Genomic DNA, 15,668 nt, shown 5'->3' with positions numbered 1-15,668 from the left:
GAATAATGACGAATACAAAAATTAAAGATATGATTGAAACGATTGAGCAGTTTGCCCAATCACAACCTGACTTTCCTGTTTACAATATTTTAGGGGAAGTTCACACTTACGGTGACTTAAAAGCTGACTCGGATAGCCTAGCTGCCAAGATTGATAGTCTTGATATTCCAGAAAAATCACCTGTCGTGGTTTATGGTGGTCAAGAGTATGAAATGTTGGCAACTTTTGTCGCTTTGACTAAATCTGGTCACGCTTATATTCCAATTGATAGTCACTCAGCTCTTGAGCGTGTGACGGCAATTGTTGAAGTAGCAGAGCCTAGTCTGATTATTGCTATCAATGACTTCCCACTTGAGGATGTCCAAGCTCCAATCTTAACATTGGACCAAGTGACAACAGCTTTTGAAAGCAAGACTAGCTACGAAGTGACTCATCCTGTTAAGGGGGATGATACTTATTACATCATCTTTACATCAGGAACTACAGGTAAGCCTAAAGGGGTACAAATTTCACACAATAATCTCCTCAGTTTCACTAACTGGATGATTACGGACAAGGAATTTGCAACGCCAAAACGTCCTCAAATGCTGGCTCAACCGCCTTATTCATTTGACCTATCGGTAATGTACTGGGCACCAACATTGGCACTTGGAGGAACACTCTATGCGCTTCCTTCAGCCATTACACAGGACTTCAAGAAGCTCTTTGAAACGATCTTCTCACTTCCAATTGCTATTTGGACATCAACACCATCTTTTGCAGATATGGCAATGTTGTCTGAAGACTTCAATTCAGAGAAGATGCCAGAAATTACGCATTTCTATTTTGACGGAGAAGAGTTGACTGTCAAGACTGCTCAAAAGCTTCGCCAACGTTTCCCAGAAGCACGTATTATCAATGCTTACGGACCAACTGAAGCAACTGTCGCCTTATCAGCAGTAGCAGTAACTGATGAGATGCTGGCTAACCTTAAGCGTTTGCCGATTGGTTATACCAAGGAAGATTCACCGACTTATATTATCGATGAGGATGGCAATATCCTTCCAAATGGTCAACAGGGTGAAATCATCGTATCAGGACCAGCAGTTTCAAAAGGATATATGAACAATCCTGAAAAGACTGCGGAAGCCTTCTTCGAGTTTAATGGCCTTCCTGCTTACCATACTGGTGATGTAGGAACGATGACTGATGAAGGTCTCCTTCTTTACGGTGGTCGTATGGACTTCCAGATTAAATTTAATGGTTTCCGTATTGAGCTAGAGGATGTTTCACAAAACCTTAATAAGTCTAAGTATATTGATTCAGCAGTAGCTGTGCCACGTTACAATAAAGACCATAAGGTTCAGAACCTCTTGGCTTATGTGATTCTTAAGGATGGTGTTCGTGAGCAGTTTGAACGTGAAATTGATATCACCAAGGCGATTAAGGCAGACTTAGAAGATATCATGATGTCTTACATGATGCCTACTAAGTTCCTCTATCGTGAGAGCTTGCCTTTAACACCAAATGGGAAAATCGATATCAAGGGTCTTATCAGTGAGGTTAACAACCGATGATTGACTTCTTGAAACAGCTCCCCCATTTAGAAGCCTACGGTAATCCCTTCTATTTTATCTATCTTGGATTAGCTCTATTGCCAATCTTTGTGGGTCTCTTCTTTAAAAAGCGTTTTGCAATTTATGAGTGTTTGGTCAGTCTAGCCTTTATTGTTCTTGCTCTGACAGGAACACATGCTAGCCAATTACTAGCCTTACTCTTCTATATCGTTTGGCAAATCATCTGGGTTTATTCCTACAAACATTACCGCAGTAAAAAGGACAATAAATGGGTTTTCTATTTACACTCATTTCTTGTAGTCCTTCCCTTGATTTTTGTTAAGGTAGAGCCTGCGATAAATGGTACTCAGTCCCTTTTAAACTTTCTTGGTATTTCTTACTTGACCTTCCGATCAGTTGGTATGATTATCGAGATGCGGGATGGTGTCCTTAAAGAGTTTACACTTGGAGAATTCCTCCGATTCATGCTCTTTATGCCAACCTTTACGAGTGGTCCTATTGATCGCTTCAAACGCTTTAACGAAGATTACCAAGCGATTCCTGAGAGAGATGAGTTGATGAATATGTTGGAGCAAGCTGTCAAGTATATTATGCTCGGTTTTCTCTATAAATTTGTCTTGGCTCAAATTTTTGGAAGTATGCTTTTACCTTCACTGAAAACACAAGCTTTAGCTCAAGGTGGTATCTTTAATTTACCAACACTTGGTGTTATGTATGTTTTCGGTTTTGATCTTTTCTTTGACTTTGCAGGCTACTCGATGTTTGCCCTAGCAGCATCTAACCTTATGGGGATTAAGAGCCCAATCAACTTTGACAAACCTTTCATCTCACGAGACTTGAAAGAATTTTGGAATCGTTGGCATATGAGCTTGTCTTTCTGGTTCCGTGACTTTGTCTTTATGCGTTTGGTTATGGTTTTGATGCGTAACAAGGTTTTCAAAAACCGTAACACGACATCAAATGTTGCCTATGTCATTAATATGATGGTTATGGGATTCTGGCATGGAGTTACCTGGTACTACATTGCTTATGGTATTTTCCATGGTATTGGTCTAGGAATTAATGATGCCTGGTTACGTAAGAAGAAGACCATTAATAAAGAACGTAAGAAAGCTGGTCTTGAGCCACTTCCTGAAAATAAATGGACGAAGGCTTTGGGAATCTTTATTACATTTAACACTGTTATGTTGTCATTCTTGATTTTCTCTGGATTCTTGAATGACCTTTGGTTCACTAAAAAATAAGTAAAGGAATTATAAAAATGGATGTAAAATCAGAAGTTATTGAAATTATTGATGAACTCTTCATGGAAGATGTTTCAGACATGATGGATGAAGACCTTTTCGATGCTGGTGTTCTCGACTCTATGGGAACAGTTGAGCTTATCGTTGAATTGGAATCACGTTTCGATATTCGTGTGCCAGTTTCAGAATTTGGTCGTGATGACTGGAACACAGCTAATAAGATTGTTGAAGGGGTAACGGAGCTTCGCAATGCTTAAGCGTTTATGGCAAATTTTTGGCCCTATAATCTGTGCCTTAGTCTTGGTAGTAGTAGTTATTTTTTCCTACCCTCAAGGCAGAAAACATAATTATGAGGTTGAAAAACGTAACGCAGTAACCTTGACAACTGAGAACTTTAAGAGCCGTATTAATAAGACGACAGCTCTTTCTGATAAGAATCATCGATTTGTCCCTTTCTTTGGGTCTAGTGAGTGGTTGCGTTTTGATGCCCTTCATCCAGCTGTTTTAGCTGAAAAATACGACCGTAACTATCGCCCATATTTTATTGGACAACGTGGGGCTGCCTCTCTAAACCAATATTTGGGAATGCAACAAATGCTTCCCGAATTGAAAAATGGGACAGCAGTCTATGTCTTGTCACCACAGTGGTTTACTAAAAAAGGTTACAATTCTGCGGCTTTCCAGCAGTTCTACAATAACGACCAACTTAGTAGTTTCTTAAGTCAAAATCAGACGGATGCAAATTCTCAGTATGCAGCTCAGCGCATCTTAGAGATGAAACCTGAGATTACTATGAAATCTCAACTTTCTAAAGTGGCTAATGGGCAAGATTTAAATTCTCTTGATAAGACTTATATTCAATTTATGGCAGAGCTTAATAAGCGAGAAGATGCCTTGTTCAGTCCTTTTGCAGCATCAAATAATGCAAATTACGACAAGAAGGTTCTTCCTTATCTTAAAGAGTTGCCAGACAAGTTCTCTTACGAGGCACTTGACCAGGTTGCCGTAAGAGATGCAGAAGCTCATACCAAGTCAAACGACTTTGGTATCGATGACCGTTTCTATAAGAAACGTTTGGCTAAAAAGATTGGTAAACTTAAAGGTTTCCAAAAGAATCTTTCGTATGAAGTTTCACAAGAATATGGTGACCTACAGTTGGTGTTAAATCAATTTGCTAAGTCAAATACTAATGTTATCTTTGTTATCCCACCTGTTAATAGCAAGTGGATGGCTTATACGGGACTAAGTCAGGAAATGTATGATGCTACGGTTTCTAAAATCCGTTATCAATTGGAAAGTCAAGGCTTCACCAATATTGCTGACTTCTCAAAAGATGGAGATCAACCTTACTTTATGCAAGACACCATTCATATGGGATGGAAAGGGTGGGTAGCCTTTGACAAGGCTGTTGATCCATTTGTAAGTAATCCAACACCTGCACCTAGCTATAACTTGAACGACCGCTTTTATAGTAAGGACTGGGCAGGTTATACAGGTACTCCTAGTCAGTTTAAGTAACACACAGAAAAAGGCTTTAGCAAGCCTTTTTTGTTATAGAGCAATAAGAGAATAATATTGCTCTTATAATTTTTTCATAGGTTACCTTTAGAAAATTTGAAAAAGGATTGGGAGTAAAACCCAATCCTTTTTATCATTTTGAAGATTTGCAATACCTTAAACAGATCTTATTTGTTTTTAGTTAGAGCTTTTCGTATTAAATCTGCAGGGATAATCAAAACCGCGATAAGAAGAGCAAAGATATAGTGTTGAACATCCATTGGAACAGTGCTAAATACTTTTCCACCAAATTGGATAATCAAGGTTTGAACGACAGCAATAGAAATCATTACAATTGAGAATTTCTTGTTTTCGCTGATATGTTCAAAAACATTGAATCCATTACTACGTGTGTTAAGTGAGTTGAAGATGACAGCATAGATAAATACTGTAAATGTGAATGTTGTTACCATTTCAAAGTTGCCAGTTCCATTTGTGATAAAGTCTTGGATACCACCAACGTTTTTAAGAATGGCTAAACATACAAGAGTAATGAAGACGCTGGCTACACCAATAGCAGATTTCATATATCCAGTAAGAATGTTTGCCTTCTTAGGAACTGGTTTTTCATTCATATAACGGTCTAGCGTAGGCTCTTCACCAAATGCAAGGGCAGCAAGTGTGTCCATGATAAGGTTAATCCAGAGAATTTGGATAATTGTAAATGGCTCTTTGAGGCCCAAAAGTGGTGAGAGAAGTGACATGGCAATAGTCGTCACGTTTACGGTTAACTGGAAGATAATGAATTTACTTACTGACTTACTCATAGTACGTCCATAGAGGACGGCTTTTTCAATCGAAGTCAATGAGTTATTCAAGATAACGATATCCGAAGCTTCACGTGCGACTTCAGTACCATCACCCATTGAGAATCCGACATCAGCTGATTTTAGGGCAGGTGAGTCATTGACCCCATCACCTGTCATACCAGCGACCATATCAAGGTCTTGAGCTGCCTCAATAAGACGTTTTTTATCCATTGGCAGGGCACGACTTACTACTTTTAAGTGAGGCAATTGTTGTTTAAGTTCTTGATCTGAGAGGGCAGAGAGTTCATCGTGAGTAAGGACAAGGTCATTTTCTCCAGTGACGATACCGGCTTCTTTAGCGATAGCAACAGCGGTTTCTTTACGGTCACCAGTTACCATAACTACTTGAACACCCGCACGGTTCATTGTTTCAACAGTTTGTTTAATTGAAGAACGAACGTTATCACGGATACATACGATACCAATCAAGACTTTATCATTGCCATCTGTATTGAGGATAGCAAGCAAACGCATTGAACGGTTAGCTTGTTCCAATGACAATTCTTGGAAACGAGCTTTAATATCATCTGTAAAGTTTTGTTTATGACCATCTTTATCAAGATAGTAGTAGCAGTCATTTAGGATGAATTCTGGAGCACCTTTGATGTAAGTTTTTCCGTCCTTAGTTGTTACACTTGCGAATTTTGTTGCTGAGTTGAATTGTTGCTTCTCAGTAATTGTGTTCGTATCGAAATCAAGTTGAGAACGGCCAATAAGGAAATCAAGAAGTGCACGGTCAGTGGCATTACTACCAACAGCACTGCCATCAGCTACCATGGCATCGTTGTTAAGACCGATACCATTAATCATTTCAGCTTTAAGGCTATCTGACATTGTGTCAAAATCAGGCGCATCAGTTTCACCAGTAGCCGCATAAAGTGTACCATCAGCAAGGAAAAAGTCAACTACAGATAGTTTACCTTCTGTGATGGTACCAGTCTTATCACTGAAGAGGATATTCATGTATCCCGCTGTTTCAATAGTATCAGGATGGCGAACCAAGATATTTTGTGCTAAAAGTCGACCTGAGTTCATTGAAGAAACGAGTGCCAACATCATTGGGAGACCTTCTGGAACAGCCATGATGATGATTGTAACTGCAAAGAGAATCGTTTCAATGATAAGAAGGAAGATTGAACCACCATTGAGGTTATTAGCCTTATTAAGGGCAATAAAGCCTAATACAAGGTTGATTACTGAGTATGCAGCACCTGCACTATAACCGAGGACACCGATATTACCAGCAAGCTTGTTAAGTTTCTCTTTAGATGGTGAATCTTTACTATCTTCTTGAAGAGAAGTATTGATGCTTCCAAGAACGGTGTTATCACCAATTTGTGTAGCTTCCATAACAGCTTCACCCGAAGTAACAACTGTACCACGGAAGACTTTGAGCTCTGTAAAGAGGTCTGAAGAGTCCGGCTCTGCTTCATCGCCAAGAGGAAGTTTTTTAGCATCTTCACTTTCACCATTAAGGACAGCTTGATTTACTTTTAACTCCCCTTCCAAGATGATACCATCAACTGGAATCTTGTCTCCTGATTGAAGGAGAATCTGATCACCTTTTACAATATCATCAACGAGAACCTCTTTAAGTTTACCATCACGATAAACTTTAGCATTAGTTTTCGAAGCCTCTTCTTGAAGAGTGTTGAACTTTTGCTCATTGCGGTATTGTGAGACTGCTGAGAATCCTGTAGACATCAAAATGGCGAAAATTAGTGAGATAGCCTCATACCAATTAGCTTCACCAATAGCAGGGAAAATCATTCCAACAAAGTTGAAAATGATTTTTAATCCTAAGGCAGCCAAGAGGATAAGAATCCATTGATCTTGGAAGGCTTCGATAAAGATTGAGAGGAGCGAGTTAGCCTCTTTACTAGAAAGCCTATTATCGCCATGGGTGTTTTTACTTGCTTGAACTTCAGCGGAAGTCAAGCCTTTAAATTTTTTCATTTAAGGTTTGTATCCTTTCTAAATTGTTACTCAGTTTTAAGGCTAATAAATTTAAAGCCAAATAGTTCGTCATTTCAGTCAAGATAACTGGAATAACTATCAGTAAGTATTATACTTTATTTTACTACTAAATGGTTGATTTTTTTTCCAATAGAAAATTGAAGTTTCTTTTGTCTTTAGTAGGTGTAGGAGAGTACAAAGAACTCGCTTTTTTTGTTTAGATATAATTATCTCCCTCCACCTTCAATTCATACAACCCTCTCACCGCATTACATCCGTAGATGGCCTGAGCCTGTTTCAGATCTTTTACAGTCAGGACTTTTTCTTTTAGCTTATTTTCAGCTATAAGACTTTGTCTGTAGATGCCATTTAAGAGGCCGAGGTGAACTGGTGGTGTGTAGAGTTGGTCTTCGATTTTAAGAACGATGTTACCGATAGAGGTTTCTAGGAGTTGTCCCTCGTGATTATAATAGATTTGTTCGTGAGGTTCGATACTAAGGTGAGGACGGTAACTTGTTTTAAAGAAGGTATAGGGGCTATCCAACGGATGTCTTTGCTCAACTAACCTTGCTTGGCAAAAGTCATCAGATAAGTTTGTTAATTGGCTATGTTCAAACTTCAGTTCACCATCTTTTGCAAGGGACATTTTAAGACGGTAGTCTGTGTTAAGGTCTAGTGATTGACACAGAGCTTCGACTTGATAGTGCGCTTTTTCTGCATTGAAAGGATAGTCAAAGTATCGGCTACTCTCTTGTAAACGTTTTATATGCTCCTCCAGAAAGAGAAGTTTTCCTTGATGAGTACGACCGGTAGAAATGAGATCGAATTTTGGGTTCTGACGGTATAGAACAGCAGCTTTTTGCTTGGTTTCTTCGTATTCGGATTCCCAGTTACTGTCCCAAGTAATCCCCCCTCCGACACCATAGATAGCCTTGGTTTCTTCCATTTGTAGTGTCCGAATGGCTACGTTGAAAATACTAGGTCCCTGTGGCACCAAGATTCCAATAGCCCCACAATAAACACCTCGAGGCTGTTTTTCAACCTTCTTAATAATCTCCATGGTTGCTATTTTGGGGGCACCTGTAATCGATCCGCATGGAAAAAGGGCTTGGAAGATATCGCATAAACTTCTATTTGTCAGGAGTTGCGTTTCAATTGTCGAAGTCATTTGCCAAACTGTAGAGTATTGTTCAACTTGGCAAAGGCTCTTAACATCTTCACTTCCTATTTTAGAAATACGATTCATGTCATTTCTAAGAAGATCAACAATCATCATATTTTCAGAGCGATTTTTCTGGTCCTGAGCTAACCATCTTGCTTGTCCAAGGTCAGTTTCACTTGTTAAACCTCGATTGGTAGTACCTTTCATAGGACGAGTAGTCAACTTATCGCCATCTTTTTTAAAGAAGAGTTCTGGACTTATAGAAATGATAGAAACATCATCGTGCTGAATAAAGGCATTGTAATGAGCATTTTGTTCAACAACCAATCGATTGTAGATGGCAAAGGGATCAGCTGTCAGGTTCTGTTGAAGTTGAACAGTATAATTGACCTGATAAGTATCACCTTGTCGAATATGGTGGTGTATATGCTCAATAGCAGCCTTGTATTCCTCAGCAGAAGTTAGCTCTTGCCAAGATTTTGGTAAGGTAATAGGGTCATAAGTAAGTGGAATAGGCTCTGTTTGAACAGTTTCATGAACAGTAAAGTAGAGGAGATACTCAGACATTAATGGACCATCAATAACCTGAAATTTTGTCTCGAAGGCAGGGGCTGCTTCATAGGAAACATAACCTACTGCATAATAACCTTCATTTTGATAGGCTTCGAGTTCATCTAAAAGGGGATTGACTTCCTTAATGTCCTTTGTTTTTAGTTCTTTAATGGCGTCTGTAAAGATTTGTCTGACACCAAGTTCTTTAAAATCAATAACAGTTTTCTTATGCATACTTAGAGTATAACATAAGAAGTTTCCCTCTGGTTCTTTTTCATGTTTTAATTATCTTTCTCAAAATTTTAACCAAAAATGAACTTTTCAGATAGTTTTACATATGTTATAATGATAGGGACCAAAAGAAGATTTTAGAGGGAAATATGACTGGAAAAAATAACTTTGAGAAAGGGAACAGCAACCTTTCAAACAATAAAATGAAAAAAGGCACTTCTAAGAATTCATGGAAGCACCAGATGTACGAGCTAGAAATAGCTATTGCTAAAGAGTCAAGTAACAAAAAAAGAAATGAACTCATTAAACTTCATAATGGCTATATGAGTGAGTATGATAGCTTAAAGAAACAAATCATATGGTTAGCCGTCTTGGGAATTTGTTTCTTATTAGTATTGGCGGTTTTTGGTTATTTTATTTGGAATAGTTACAATAGTGAGAATATGTCTTATACATCATCTTGGCTTCAAGAGAGGGTACTGAGCACTTATAGAGCTTAGTGTTCTGATCCTAGTAAATAATAGAGTCTCTAGACAAAAGTCTAGGGATTTTTTGATATAAAAAGGGATTTAGTAAGTTAATATATAGTTATTAGCTATAACGATATCTAAGTAAAAGGAGATAACAGAAGTCGGAAACCCTTTATTTTATAGGATATAGTCTAAAACTATATATAGAGAAAACTAATAGCAATTATACAGCTACTCATTTCTTTGGTAAGATAAGTTCAACAACAAAGAGGAGGACACAAGATGTCAACTACTATCATTGGTTTCCCACGTTTGGGTGAATTCCGCGAATTAAAATTTACAACAGAAAAATACTTTAGAAATGAAATTACTGCAGATGAACTTTTAGCAGCAGCCAAAGACTTGCGTGCAAAACACTGGAATATTGTTAAAGAGAAGGGGATCACTGAAATTCCTTCAAATGATTTTTCACATTACGATAACTTCCTTGATGCAGCTTTCCTTTTCAACGTCGTACCTGAATCTGTTCAAAACTTGGATTTGACAGATCTTGAACGTTACTTTGCTTTGGCGCGTGGTTACCAAGGTGAAAAAGGGGATGTACGTGCCCTTCCTATGAAAAAATGGTTTAATACTAACTACCATTACATCGTTCCTAAATTTGAAAAAACAACAGAAGTTAAACTTGCTGGTCACAAAATTTTTGATGAGTACCAAGAAGCAAAAGAATTGGGTCTTAATACACGTCCAGTTGTGGTTGGACCATTCACTTTCCTTCAATTGTCTGACTTTGAAGATGGTGTAAAAGCTGAAGACTTCGTAGATAGCTTTGTTTCTGCATACCAAGATGTTTTTGCAAAATTGGCAGAGCTTGGTGCTACTCGTATTCAACTCGATGAGCCAGCTCTTGTTAAAGATTTGACATCTGAAGAAAAAGCTCTCTTCTTGAACCTCTACAACAAGCTCTTGGCTGATAAGAAAGGCCTTGAAGTTTTGATTCAAACTTACTTTGGAGATGTTCGTGATGTCTACAATGACCTTGTGAACTTGCCAGTTGATGGTATTGGTCTTGACTTTGTTGAAGGTAAGAAAACACTTGAATTGGTTAAAGGTGGTTTCCCAGCTGATAAGATTCTCTATGCCGGTATCGTCAATGGTAAAAACATCTGGCGTAACAACTACGAGAAGAGCCTTGCAATTCTTGAACAAGTTCCAGCTGAAAATGTTGTTTTGACAACCTCTTGCTCACTTCTCCACGTACCATTTACAACTGCCAATGAAGATTTTGAACCAGCTATTTTGGACCACTTCGCCTTTGCGGTTGAAAAATTGGGTGAATTACGTGACTTGGATGCCATCCGCAATGGTCAAGGTGCAGAAGCCCTTGCTGCTAACAAAGAACTCTTTGCGACTGAGCGTGTTGGTGAAAATGCTGAGCTTCGTGCTCGTATTGCAGGTTTGACTGAAGCTGATTACACTCGTTTGCCAGCGTTTGCAGAACGTGAAGAGATTCAAAAGGATGCTTTCAAACTTCCATTGCTTCCAACAACAACTATCGGTTCATTCCCTCAAACTAAGGATGTTCGTGCTAAACGTTTGGCTTTCCGTAAGAATGAATTATCACAAGAAGAATACGATGCTTTCCTTGCTGAGATCACTGATGAATGGATTAAATGGCAAGAAGAAGTTGGATTTGACGTTCTTGTTCATGGTGAGTTTGAACGTAATGACATGGTGGAGTACTTCGGTCAGAACTTGTCAGGTTACCTCTTCTCTAAAAATGGTTGGGTTCAATCATACGGTATGCGTGGGGTTAAACCACCAATCATTTGGGGTGATGTCACTCGTCTTAACCCAATCACTGTTAAATGGTCTAGCTACGCACAAAGCCGTACAGACAAACCTGTTAAAGGTATGTTGACTGGACCTGTAACTATCCTTAACTGGTCATTCCCACGTGAGGACATCTCTATTAAGGATTCAACTCTTCAAATTGCTCTTGCAATCAAAGACGAAGTGCTTGACCTTGAAGCTGCAGGCGTGAAAATTATCCAAATTGACGAAGCTGCTCTTCGTGAAAAATTGCCACTCCGTCGTAGTGACTGGTATGAGGATTACCTCGACTGGGCAATTCCAGCTTTCCGTTTGGTACACTCAACTGTAGCACCAGACACACAAATCCACACTCACATGTGTTACTCAGAATTTACAGATATCATTCCAGCCATCGACAACTTGGATGCTGACGTTATCTCATTTGAAGCTAGTCGTTCAAATCTTGAAATCTTGGATGAACTTAAAGCTCAAAACTTCCAAACAGAAGTTGGACCTGGGGTTTACGATATCCACTCACCACGTGTCCCACAAGACGGTGAAATTGACCACACTATCGAAGCAATCTTGGCTAAAGTACCAAGCGGTAAAGTATGGATCAACCCTGACTGTGGTTTGAAGACTCGCGGAATCAAAGAAACTAAAGAAAGCTTGATCAAGCTTGTAGAAGCTGCAAAAGCAGCTCGCGAAAACTTGTAAGCGGAAGTTATCATATGTTGAAGACCTTCTTCCTTAAGTGTAGAAGGTTTTCAATAGCGAATAAATTTCTAAAGATTTTTGCAAGCAGGCTATGATTGACAAGTGTTTCACTATTTTTATGAAGTCAATAGGCACTTAAAACAGCTTTTGTCTTAACAAAAATCTAAAAAGAAGAAGGTATAAAATATGACAAGCCAAACACCATCACTCTCTTTTGAAGTCTTTCCACCTAACCCTGCAGTAGGTAACGAAAAAATTCTACGTGCCCTTGAGGATATGCAAGGATTGGCTCCACACTTTATCAGTGTGACAGCTAGTAATAACAAATATAATATCAAAGAGACGACGGTTCCTTTGGCAGATCATATTCAAAATGACCTAGCCATCCCAACGATTGCCCACCTTCCGGCTATCTATTTGAGTAAAGAAAAGGTTGCTGATACCTTACGTGACTTGGATGCTGTTGGTGTACACCGTATCTTAGCCCTACGTGGTGATATCATTCCTGGTGTGGAACCTCTTAAAGACTTTAGATATGCCACTGATTTGATTGAGTTTATTAAGGAAGAAGCTCCTCAATTTGATATCATCGGTGCCTGCTATCCTGAAGGGCATCCAGATTCGCCAAATCAAATCTCTGATATCCAAAACCTTAAGAAAAAGGTTGATGCAGGTTGTTCTAGCCTTGTAACTCAACTCTTCTTTGACAATGAACGTTTCTATGATTTTCAAGATAAATGTACCTTGGCTGGAATTGATGTACCGATTCATGCGGGTATTATGCCTATTTTGAATCGTAACCAAGCCCTACGTTTGCTTAAGACTTGTGAAAATATCCATTTGCCACGTAAGTTCCGTGCCATTTTGGATAAGTATGAACATGATCCTGAGTCACTTAGAGCGGCAGGTCTTGCCTATGCTATTGACCAGATTGTCGACCTTGTTACGCAAGATGTTGCAGGTGTTCACCTCTATACCATGAATAATGCAGAAACTGCTCGTCAGATTCATGAAGCTACTCATTCTTTGTTTAAGCATCATTCACAAGTTGGTGCTCTATAATTGAATCATAAAAATACCACCTATAGATCAATCTATAGGTGGTTTCGTGGTTTTAGTATGAAAAAGGTGACTTGCTTACCTAATCCTAGTATTGTCATGTATAAAAAAGACTTAGAGCTTAGCTCTAAGTCTTAAGTATTATTCGCCTACGAAAGCATTGATTTCTGCTTCGATGTTAGCAATTTTTTCTTTAGCATCTGCGTCAGATTCACCAACTGTAGCAATGTAGAATTTGATTTTTGGTTCTGTACCTGAAGGACGAACGGCAAACCATGAATCATCAGCCAAGATGTATTTAAGTACGTTACTTGGAGGAGTTGTTAATTTTTCAACGCCGTCAGCAGTAGTAGCTGTTTGTTCCAAGAAGTCTTCTGTCTTAGCAATGTCTGTGTTATTGAATTGTTTAGGAGCATTTCCACGGAATTTATCCATGATTTTCTTAATTTCAGCAGCTCCGTCAACACCTGAAAGTGTAACAGAGATTGTTTTTTCTGCGAAGTAGCCGTATTGTTTGTAGATTTCTTCGATACCATCTGCCAAAGTCATACCACGTGAACGGTAGTAAGCAGCAATTTCAGCTACGATAAGAACGGCTTGGATAGCATCTTTGTCACGTACGAATGGTTTGATTAGATAACCGAAGCTTTCTTCGAAACCAAGCATGTAAGTGTGGTTGTGTTGTGTTTCAAATTCATGAATTTTTTCACCGATAAATTTGAAACCAGTCAAGACGTTAAACATAGTCGCACCGTAGCTTTCTGCAATCTTAGTTACCAACTCAGTTGATACGATTGATTTACAGAGGGCAGCATTTTCAGGAAGCGTACCAGCTGTTTTGTGAGCTTCAAGAATATATTTAGCAATGATAGCTCCGATTTGGTTACCAGAAAGGTTGAGGTAAGCACCGTCTGGTTGGCGGATTTCAACACCAAGACGGTCGGCATCTGGGTCAGTTGCAACCAATACATCAGCGTCTACTCTGCGGCCAAGTTCTTCAGCAAGAGCAAAAGCAGCTTGGTTTTCAGGGTTTGGAGATTTAACAGTTGAGAAGTCAGCATCTGGAACAGCTTGAGCTTCAACAACTTGAACTGCTTCAAATCCAGCTTGCGCAAGAGCACGACGAGCCAACATTTCACCAGTACCATGAAGTGGAGTGTAGACAATCTTCATGTCGCGACCGTATTCATTGATCAAGTCTTGGTTGATGTTAACGCCTTTCACTTCTTTCAAATATTCAGCGTCGACGTTTTCACCGATAACTTCAATCAAGCCACTGGCTTTGCTTTCTTCAAGGTCAGCCAATTGGACAGTGAATGGATTTTCGATAGCACGGATGTAATCTGTCAATGCATCCGCATCTGCAGGTGGCATTTGTCCACCATCTTCACCGTATACTTTGTAACCATTAAATGGAGCAGGGTTATGGCTAGCTGTTACCATGATACCTGCAAATGTGTGGAGGTGACGAACAGCAAAGGACAATTCAGGTGTTGGACGTAGGCTTTCAAATACATAAGATTTGATACCATGAGCAGCCAAAACTTGAGCAGATTCAAAAGCAAACTCAGGAGAGAAGTGACGGCTATCGTAAGCGATAGCAACACCACGTTTTTTAGCTTCTTCCCCTTTTGAGTCGATCAATTGAGCCAAACCTTCAGTTGCTTGGCGAACAACGTAAATGTTAATGCGGTTAGTGCCAGCACCAATCAAACCACGCATACCTGCAGTACCAAATTCAAGGTTGGTATAGAAGGCATCTTCTTTCGTTTTTTCATCCATTGCGACCAACTCATCACGAAGGTAAGCAGGCAATTCAGCGAAGTCGAGCCATTTTTGATAATTTTCAGTGTAAGACATAGCAATCTCCTTTATATTTTTAAACGCTTACATTATACCATAATTAAAAGAAAAAAACATGGTAATTACCATGTTTTTTCTTTATTTTTTCAATCTTAATAATACAGGTGTGATACTTAGGGTTAGCAGGCCAGCGATAATCATTTCAGCAATCGAATTTGTTGTGAAAATGGTTGCCATTAGTGTTTTCCCACCTGTTGTGTAAAAGTTAGGAATTAGGAAGTAGATGCCAATAAGTACGAAAAATGTATTTGTGAAAGCACCTAAAACCCCAGATAGAGTCAAACCTAGACGGTTTTGAAGTAACTTGTAGACAAAGTAGGGGAAAATACCGATTAGGATGCGAGGGACGATGGCAATGACTACAGATGCCCAAGTTCCCCCTTCAACAAAGGGACTAAAGAGATAGCTACTAACCGTATAAATGATTGTGTTACGAACAATACTCATAATTCCCATGAAACCACCCAAATAGGCTCCAATTTTAGGACCATAGACGATACTAGCAATAATAACTGGGATGTGCGTTAGGGTTGGTTTAATTGGAAGTACAAAAGCGGCAAAGATGGTTTGACTAAGTACTTCGATAACAACCATAGTCGCTATCAAGAGCGCTAACTGCGCTGTTTGGTTTGCTTTATTTTTCTTATTCATCATAAACTCCTTTTTATTCTCTACAA

Annotated in this window: 11 protein-coding genes; 7 read left to right on the top strand and 4 right to left on the bottom strand. The window is 39.1% G+C overall.

The window, feature by feature from the left end:
• Positions 1 to 5: 5 nt before the first annotated feature.
• From dltA to dltD, 4 genes are read left to right on the top strand one after another with little or no spacing between them, the layout of a single operon-like run.
• A complete protein-coding gene (gene dltA, locus BSR19_RS06240; protein WP_156246799.1) occupies positions 6 to 1,556 on the top strand; it encodes a D-alanine--poly(phosphoribitol) ligase subunit DltA in 1,551 nt (516 codons plus the stop codon).
• A complete protein-coding gene (gene dltB, locus BSR19_RS06235; protein ID WP_002891150.1) occupies positions 1,553 to 2,800 on the top strand; it encodes a D-alanyl-lipoteichoic acid biosynthesis protein DltB in 1,248 nt (415 codons plus the stop codon). The genes dltA and dltB overlap by 4 nt, the downstream gene beginning before the upstream one ends.
• A 17-nt stretch (positions 2,801 to 2,817) precedes the next feature.
• Positions 2,818 to 3,057: a D-alanine--poly(phosphoribitol) ligase subunit DltC gene (gene dltC, locus BSR19_RS06230; RefSeq protein WP_002891149.1), complete on the top strand. Its 240-nt coding sequence runs from the start codon at positions 2,818 to 2,820 to the stop codon at positions 3,055 to 3,057.
• Positions 3,050 to 4,318: a D-alanyl-lipoteichoic acid biosynthesis protein DltD gene (dltD, locus tag BSR19_RS06225; protein WP_156246798.1), complete on the top strand. Its 1,269-nt coding sequence runs from the start codon at positions 3,050 to 3,052 to the stop codon at positions 4,316 to 4,318. Before dltC ends, dltD begins: the two co-directional genes overlap by 8 nt.
• Before the next feature lie 167 nt (positions 4,319 to 4,485).
• Here the strand turns inward: dltD and BSR19_RS06220 are convergent, their stop codons facing one another.
• Together BSR19_RS06220 and pabB are read right to left on the bottom strand one after the other, a co-directional pair.
• Complete coding sequence (locus BSR19_RS06220; protein ID WP_156246797.1) at positions 4,486 to 7,122, bottom strand: calcium-translocating P-type ATPase, PMCA-type; 2,637 nt, start codon at positions 7,120 to 7,122, stop codon at positions 4,486 to 4,488.
• A 217-nt stretch (positions 7,123 to 7,339) separates the two neighbouring features.
• The gene (gene pabB / locus BSR19_RS06215; protein ID WP_156246796.1) at positions 7,340 to 9,070 is read right to left on the bottom strand and encodes an aminodeoxychorismate synthase component I; all 1,731 of its coding nucleotides are present in this window, start codon (positions 9,068 to 9,070) and stop codon (positions 7,340 to 7,342) included.
• Between the two features lie 146 nt (positions 9,071 to 9,216).
• On the opposite strand from pabB, the gene BSR19_RS06210 reads away from it, so the two are divergent.
• From BSR19_RS06210 to metF, 3 genes are all read left to right on the top strand, one after another.
• Entirely contained in the window at positions 9,217 to 9,567 is a 351-nt protein-coding gene (locus BSR19_RS06210) for a hypothetical protein (RefSeq protein ID WP_156246795.1), read from the top strand.
• A 252-nt stretch (positions 9,568 to 9,819) separates the two neighbouring features.
• On the top strand, positions 9,820 to 12,069 hold the full coding sequence (gene metE / locus BSR19_RS06205) for a 5-methyltetrahydropteroyltriglutamate--homocysteine S-methyltransferase (RefSeq protein WP_156246794.1): 2,250 nt from the start codon (positions 9,820 to 9,822) through the stop codon (positions 12,067 to 12,069).
• 186 nt (positions 12,070 to 12,255) lie between these two features.
• A complete protein-coding gene (metF, locus tag BSR19_RS06200) occupies positions 12,256 to 13,131 on the top strand; it encodes a methylenetetrahydrofolate reductase [NAD(P)H] (RefSeq protein WP_156246793.1) in 876 nt (291 codons plus the stop codon).
• Positions 13,132 to 13,269: 138 nt separating this feature from the next.
• On the opposite strand, the gene BSR19_RS06195 is transcribed toward metF, so the two are convergent.
• Together BSR19_RS06195 and BSR19_RS06190 are read right to left on the bottom strand one after the other, a co-directional pair.
• A complete protein-coding gene (locus tag BSR19_RS06195; RefSeq protein WP_156246792.1) occupies positions 13,270 to 14,988 on the bottom strand; it encodes a phospho-sugar mutase in 1,719 nt (572 codons plus the stop codon).
• A gap of 81 nt (positions 14,989 to 15,069) precedes the next feature.
• Positions 15,070 to 15,642 carry an ECF transporter S component gene (locus BSR19_RS06190; RefSeq protein WP_156246791.1) on the bottom strand — a complete coding sequence of 191 codons (573 nt, stop codon included), beginning with the start codon at positions 15,640 to 15,642 and terminating at the stop codon, positions 15,070 to 15,072.
• Between the last annotated feature and the right edge of the window lie 26 nt (positions 15,643 to 15,668).

The sequence above is a fragment of the Streptococcus salivarius genome, assembly GCF_009738225.1.
GTDB lineage: Bacteria > Bacillota > Bacilli > Lactobacillales > Streptococcaceae > Streptococcus.
Note: the sequence above shows the minus strand (reverse complement) of the source record. Positions and strands in the feature narration are given on the sequence as shown.

Coding starts and splice junctions, on each gene's coding strand:
- dltC (WP_002891149.1), top strand. CDS start 2,818: ATGGATGTAAAATCAGAAGTTATTGAAATTATTGATGAACTCTTCATG.
- metF (WP_156246793.1), top strand. CDS start 12,256: ATGACAAGCCAAACACCATCACTCTCTTTTGAAGTCTTTCCACCTAAC.
- metE (WP_156246794.1), top strand. CDS start 9,820: ATGTCAACTACTATCATTGGTTTCCCACGTTTGGGTGAATTCCGCGAA.
- dltB (WP_002891150.1), top strand. CDS start 1,553: ATGATTGACTTCTTGAAACAGCTCCCCCATTTAGAAGCCTACGGTAAT.
- BSR19_RS06195 (WP_156246792.1), bottom strand. CDS start 14,988: ATGTCTTACACTGAAAATTATCAAAAATGGCTCGACTTCGCTGAATTG.
- dltA (WP_156246799.1), top strand. CDS start 6: ATGACGAATACAAAAATTAAAGATATGATTGAAACGATTGAGCAGTTT.
- BSR19_RS06210 (WP_156246795.1), top strand. CDS start 9,217: ATGACTGGAAAAAATAACTTTGAGAAAGGGAACAGCAACCTTTCAAAC.
- BSR19_RS06190 (WP_156246791.1), bottom strand. CDS start 15,642: ATGAATAAGAAAAATAAAGCAAACCAAACAGCGCAGTTAGCGCTCTTG.
- pabB (WP_156246796.1), bottom strand. CDS start 9,070: ATGCATAAGAAAACTGTTATTGATTTTAAAGAACTTGGTGTCAGACAA.
- dltD (WP_156246798.1), top strand. CDS start 3,050: ATGCTTAAGCGTTTATGGCAAATTTTTGGCCCTATAATCTGTGCCTTA.
- BSR19_RS06220 (WP_156246797.1), bottom strand. CDS start 7,122: ATGAAAAAATTTAAAGGCTTGACTTCCGCTGAAGTTCAAGCAAGTAAA.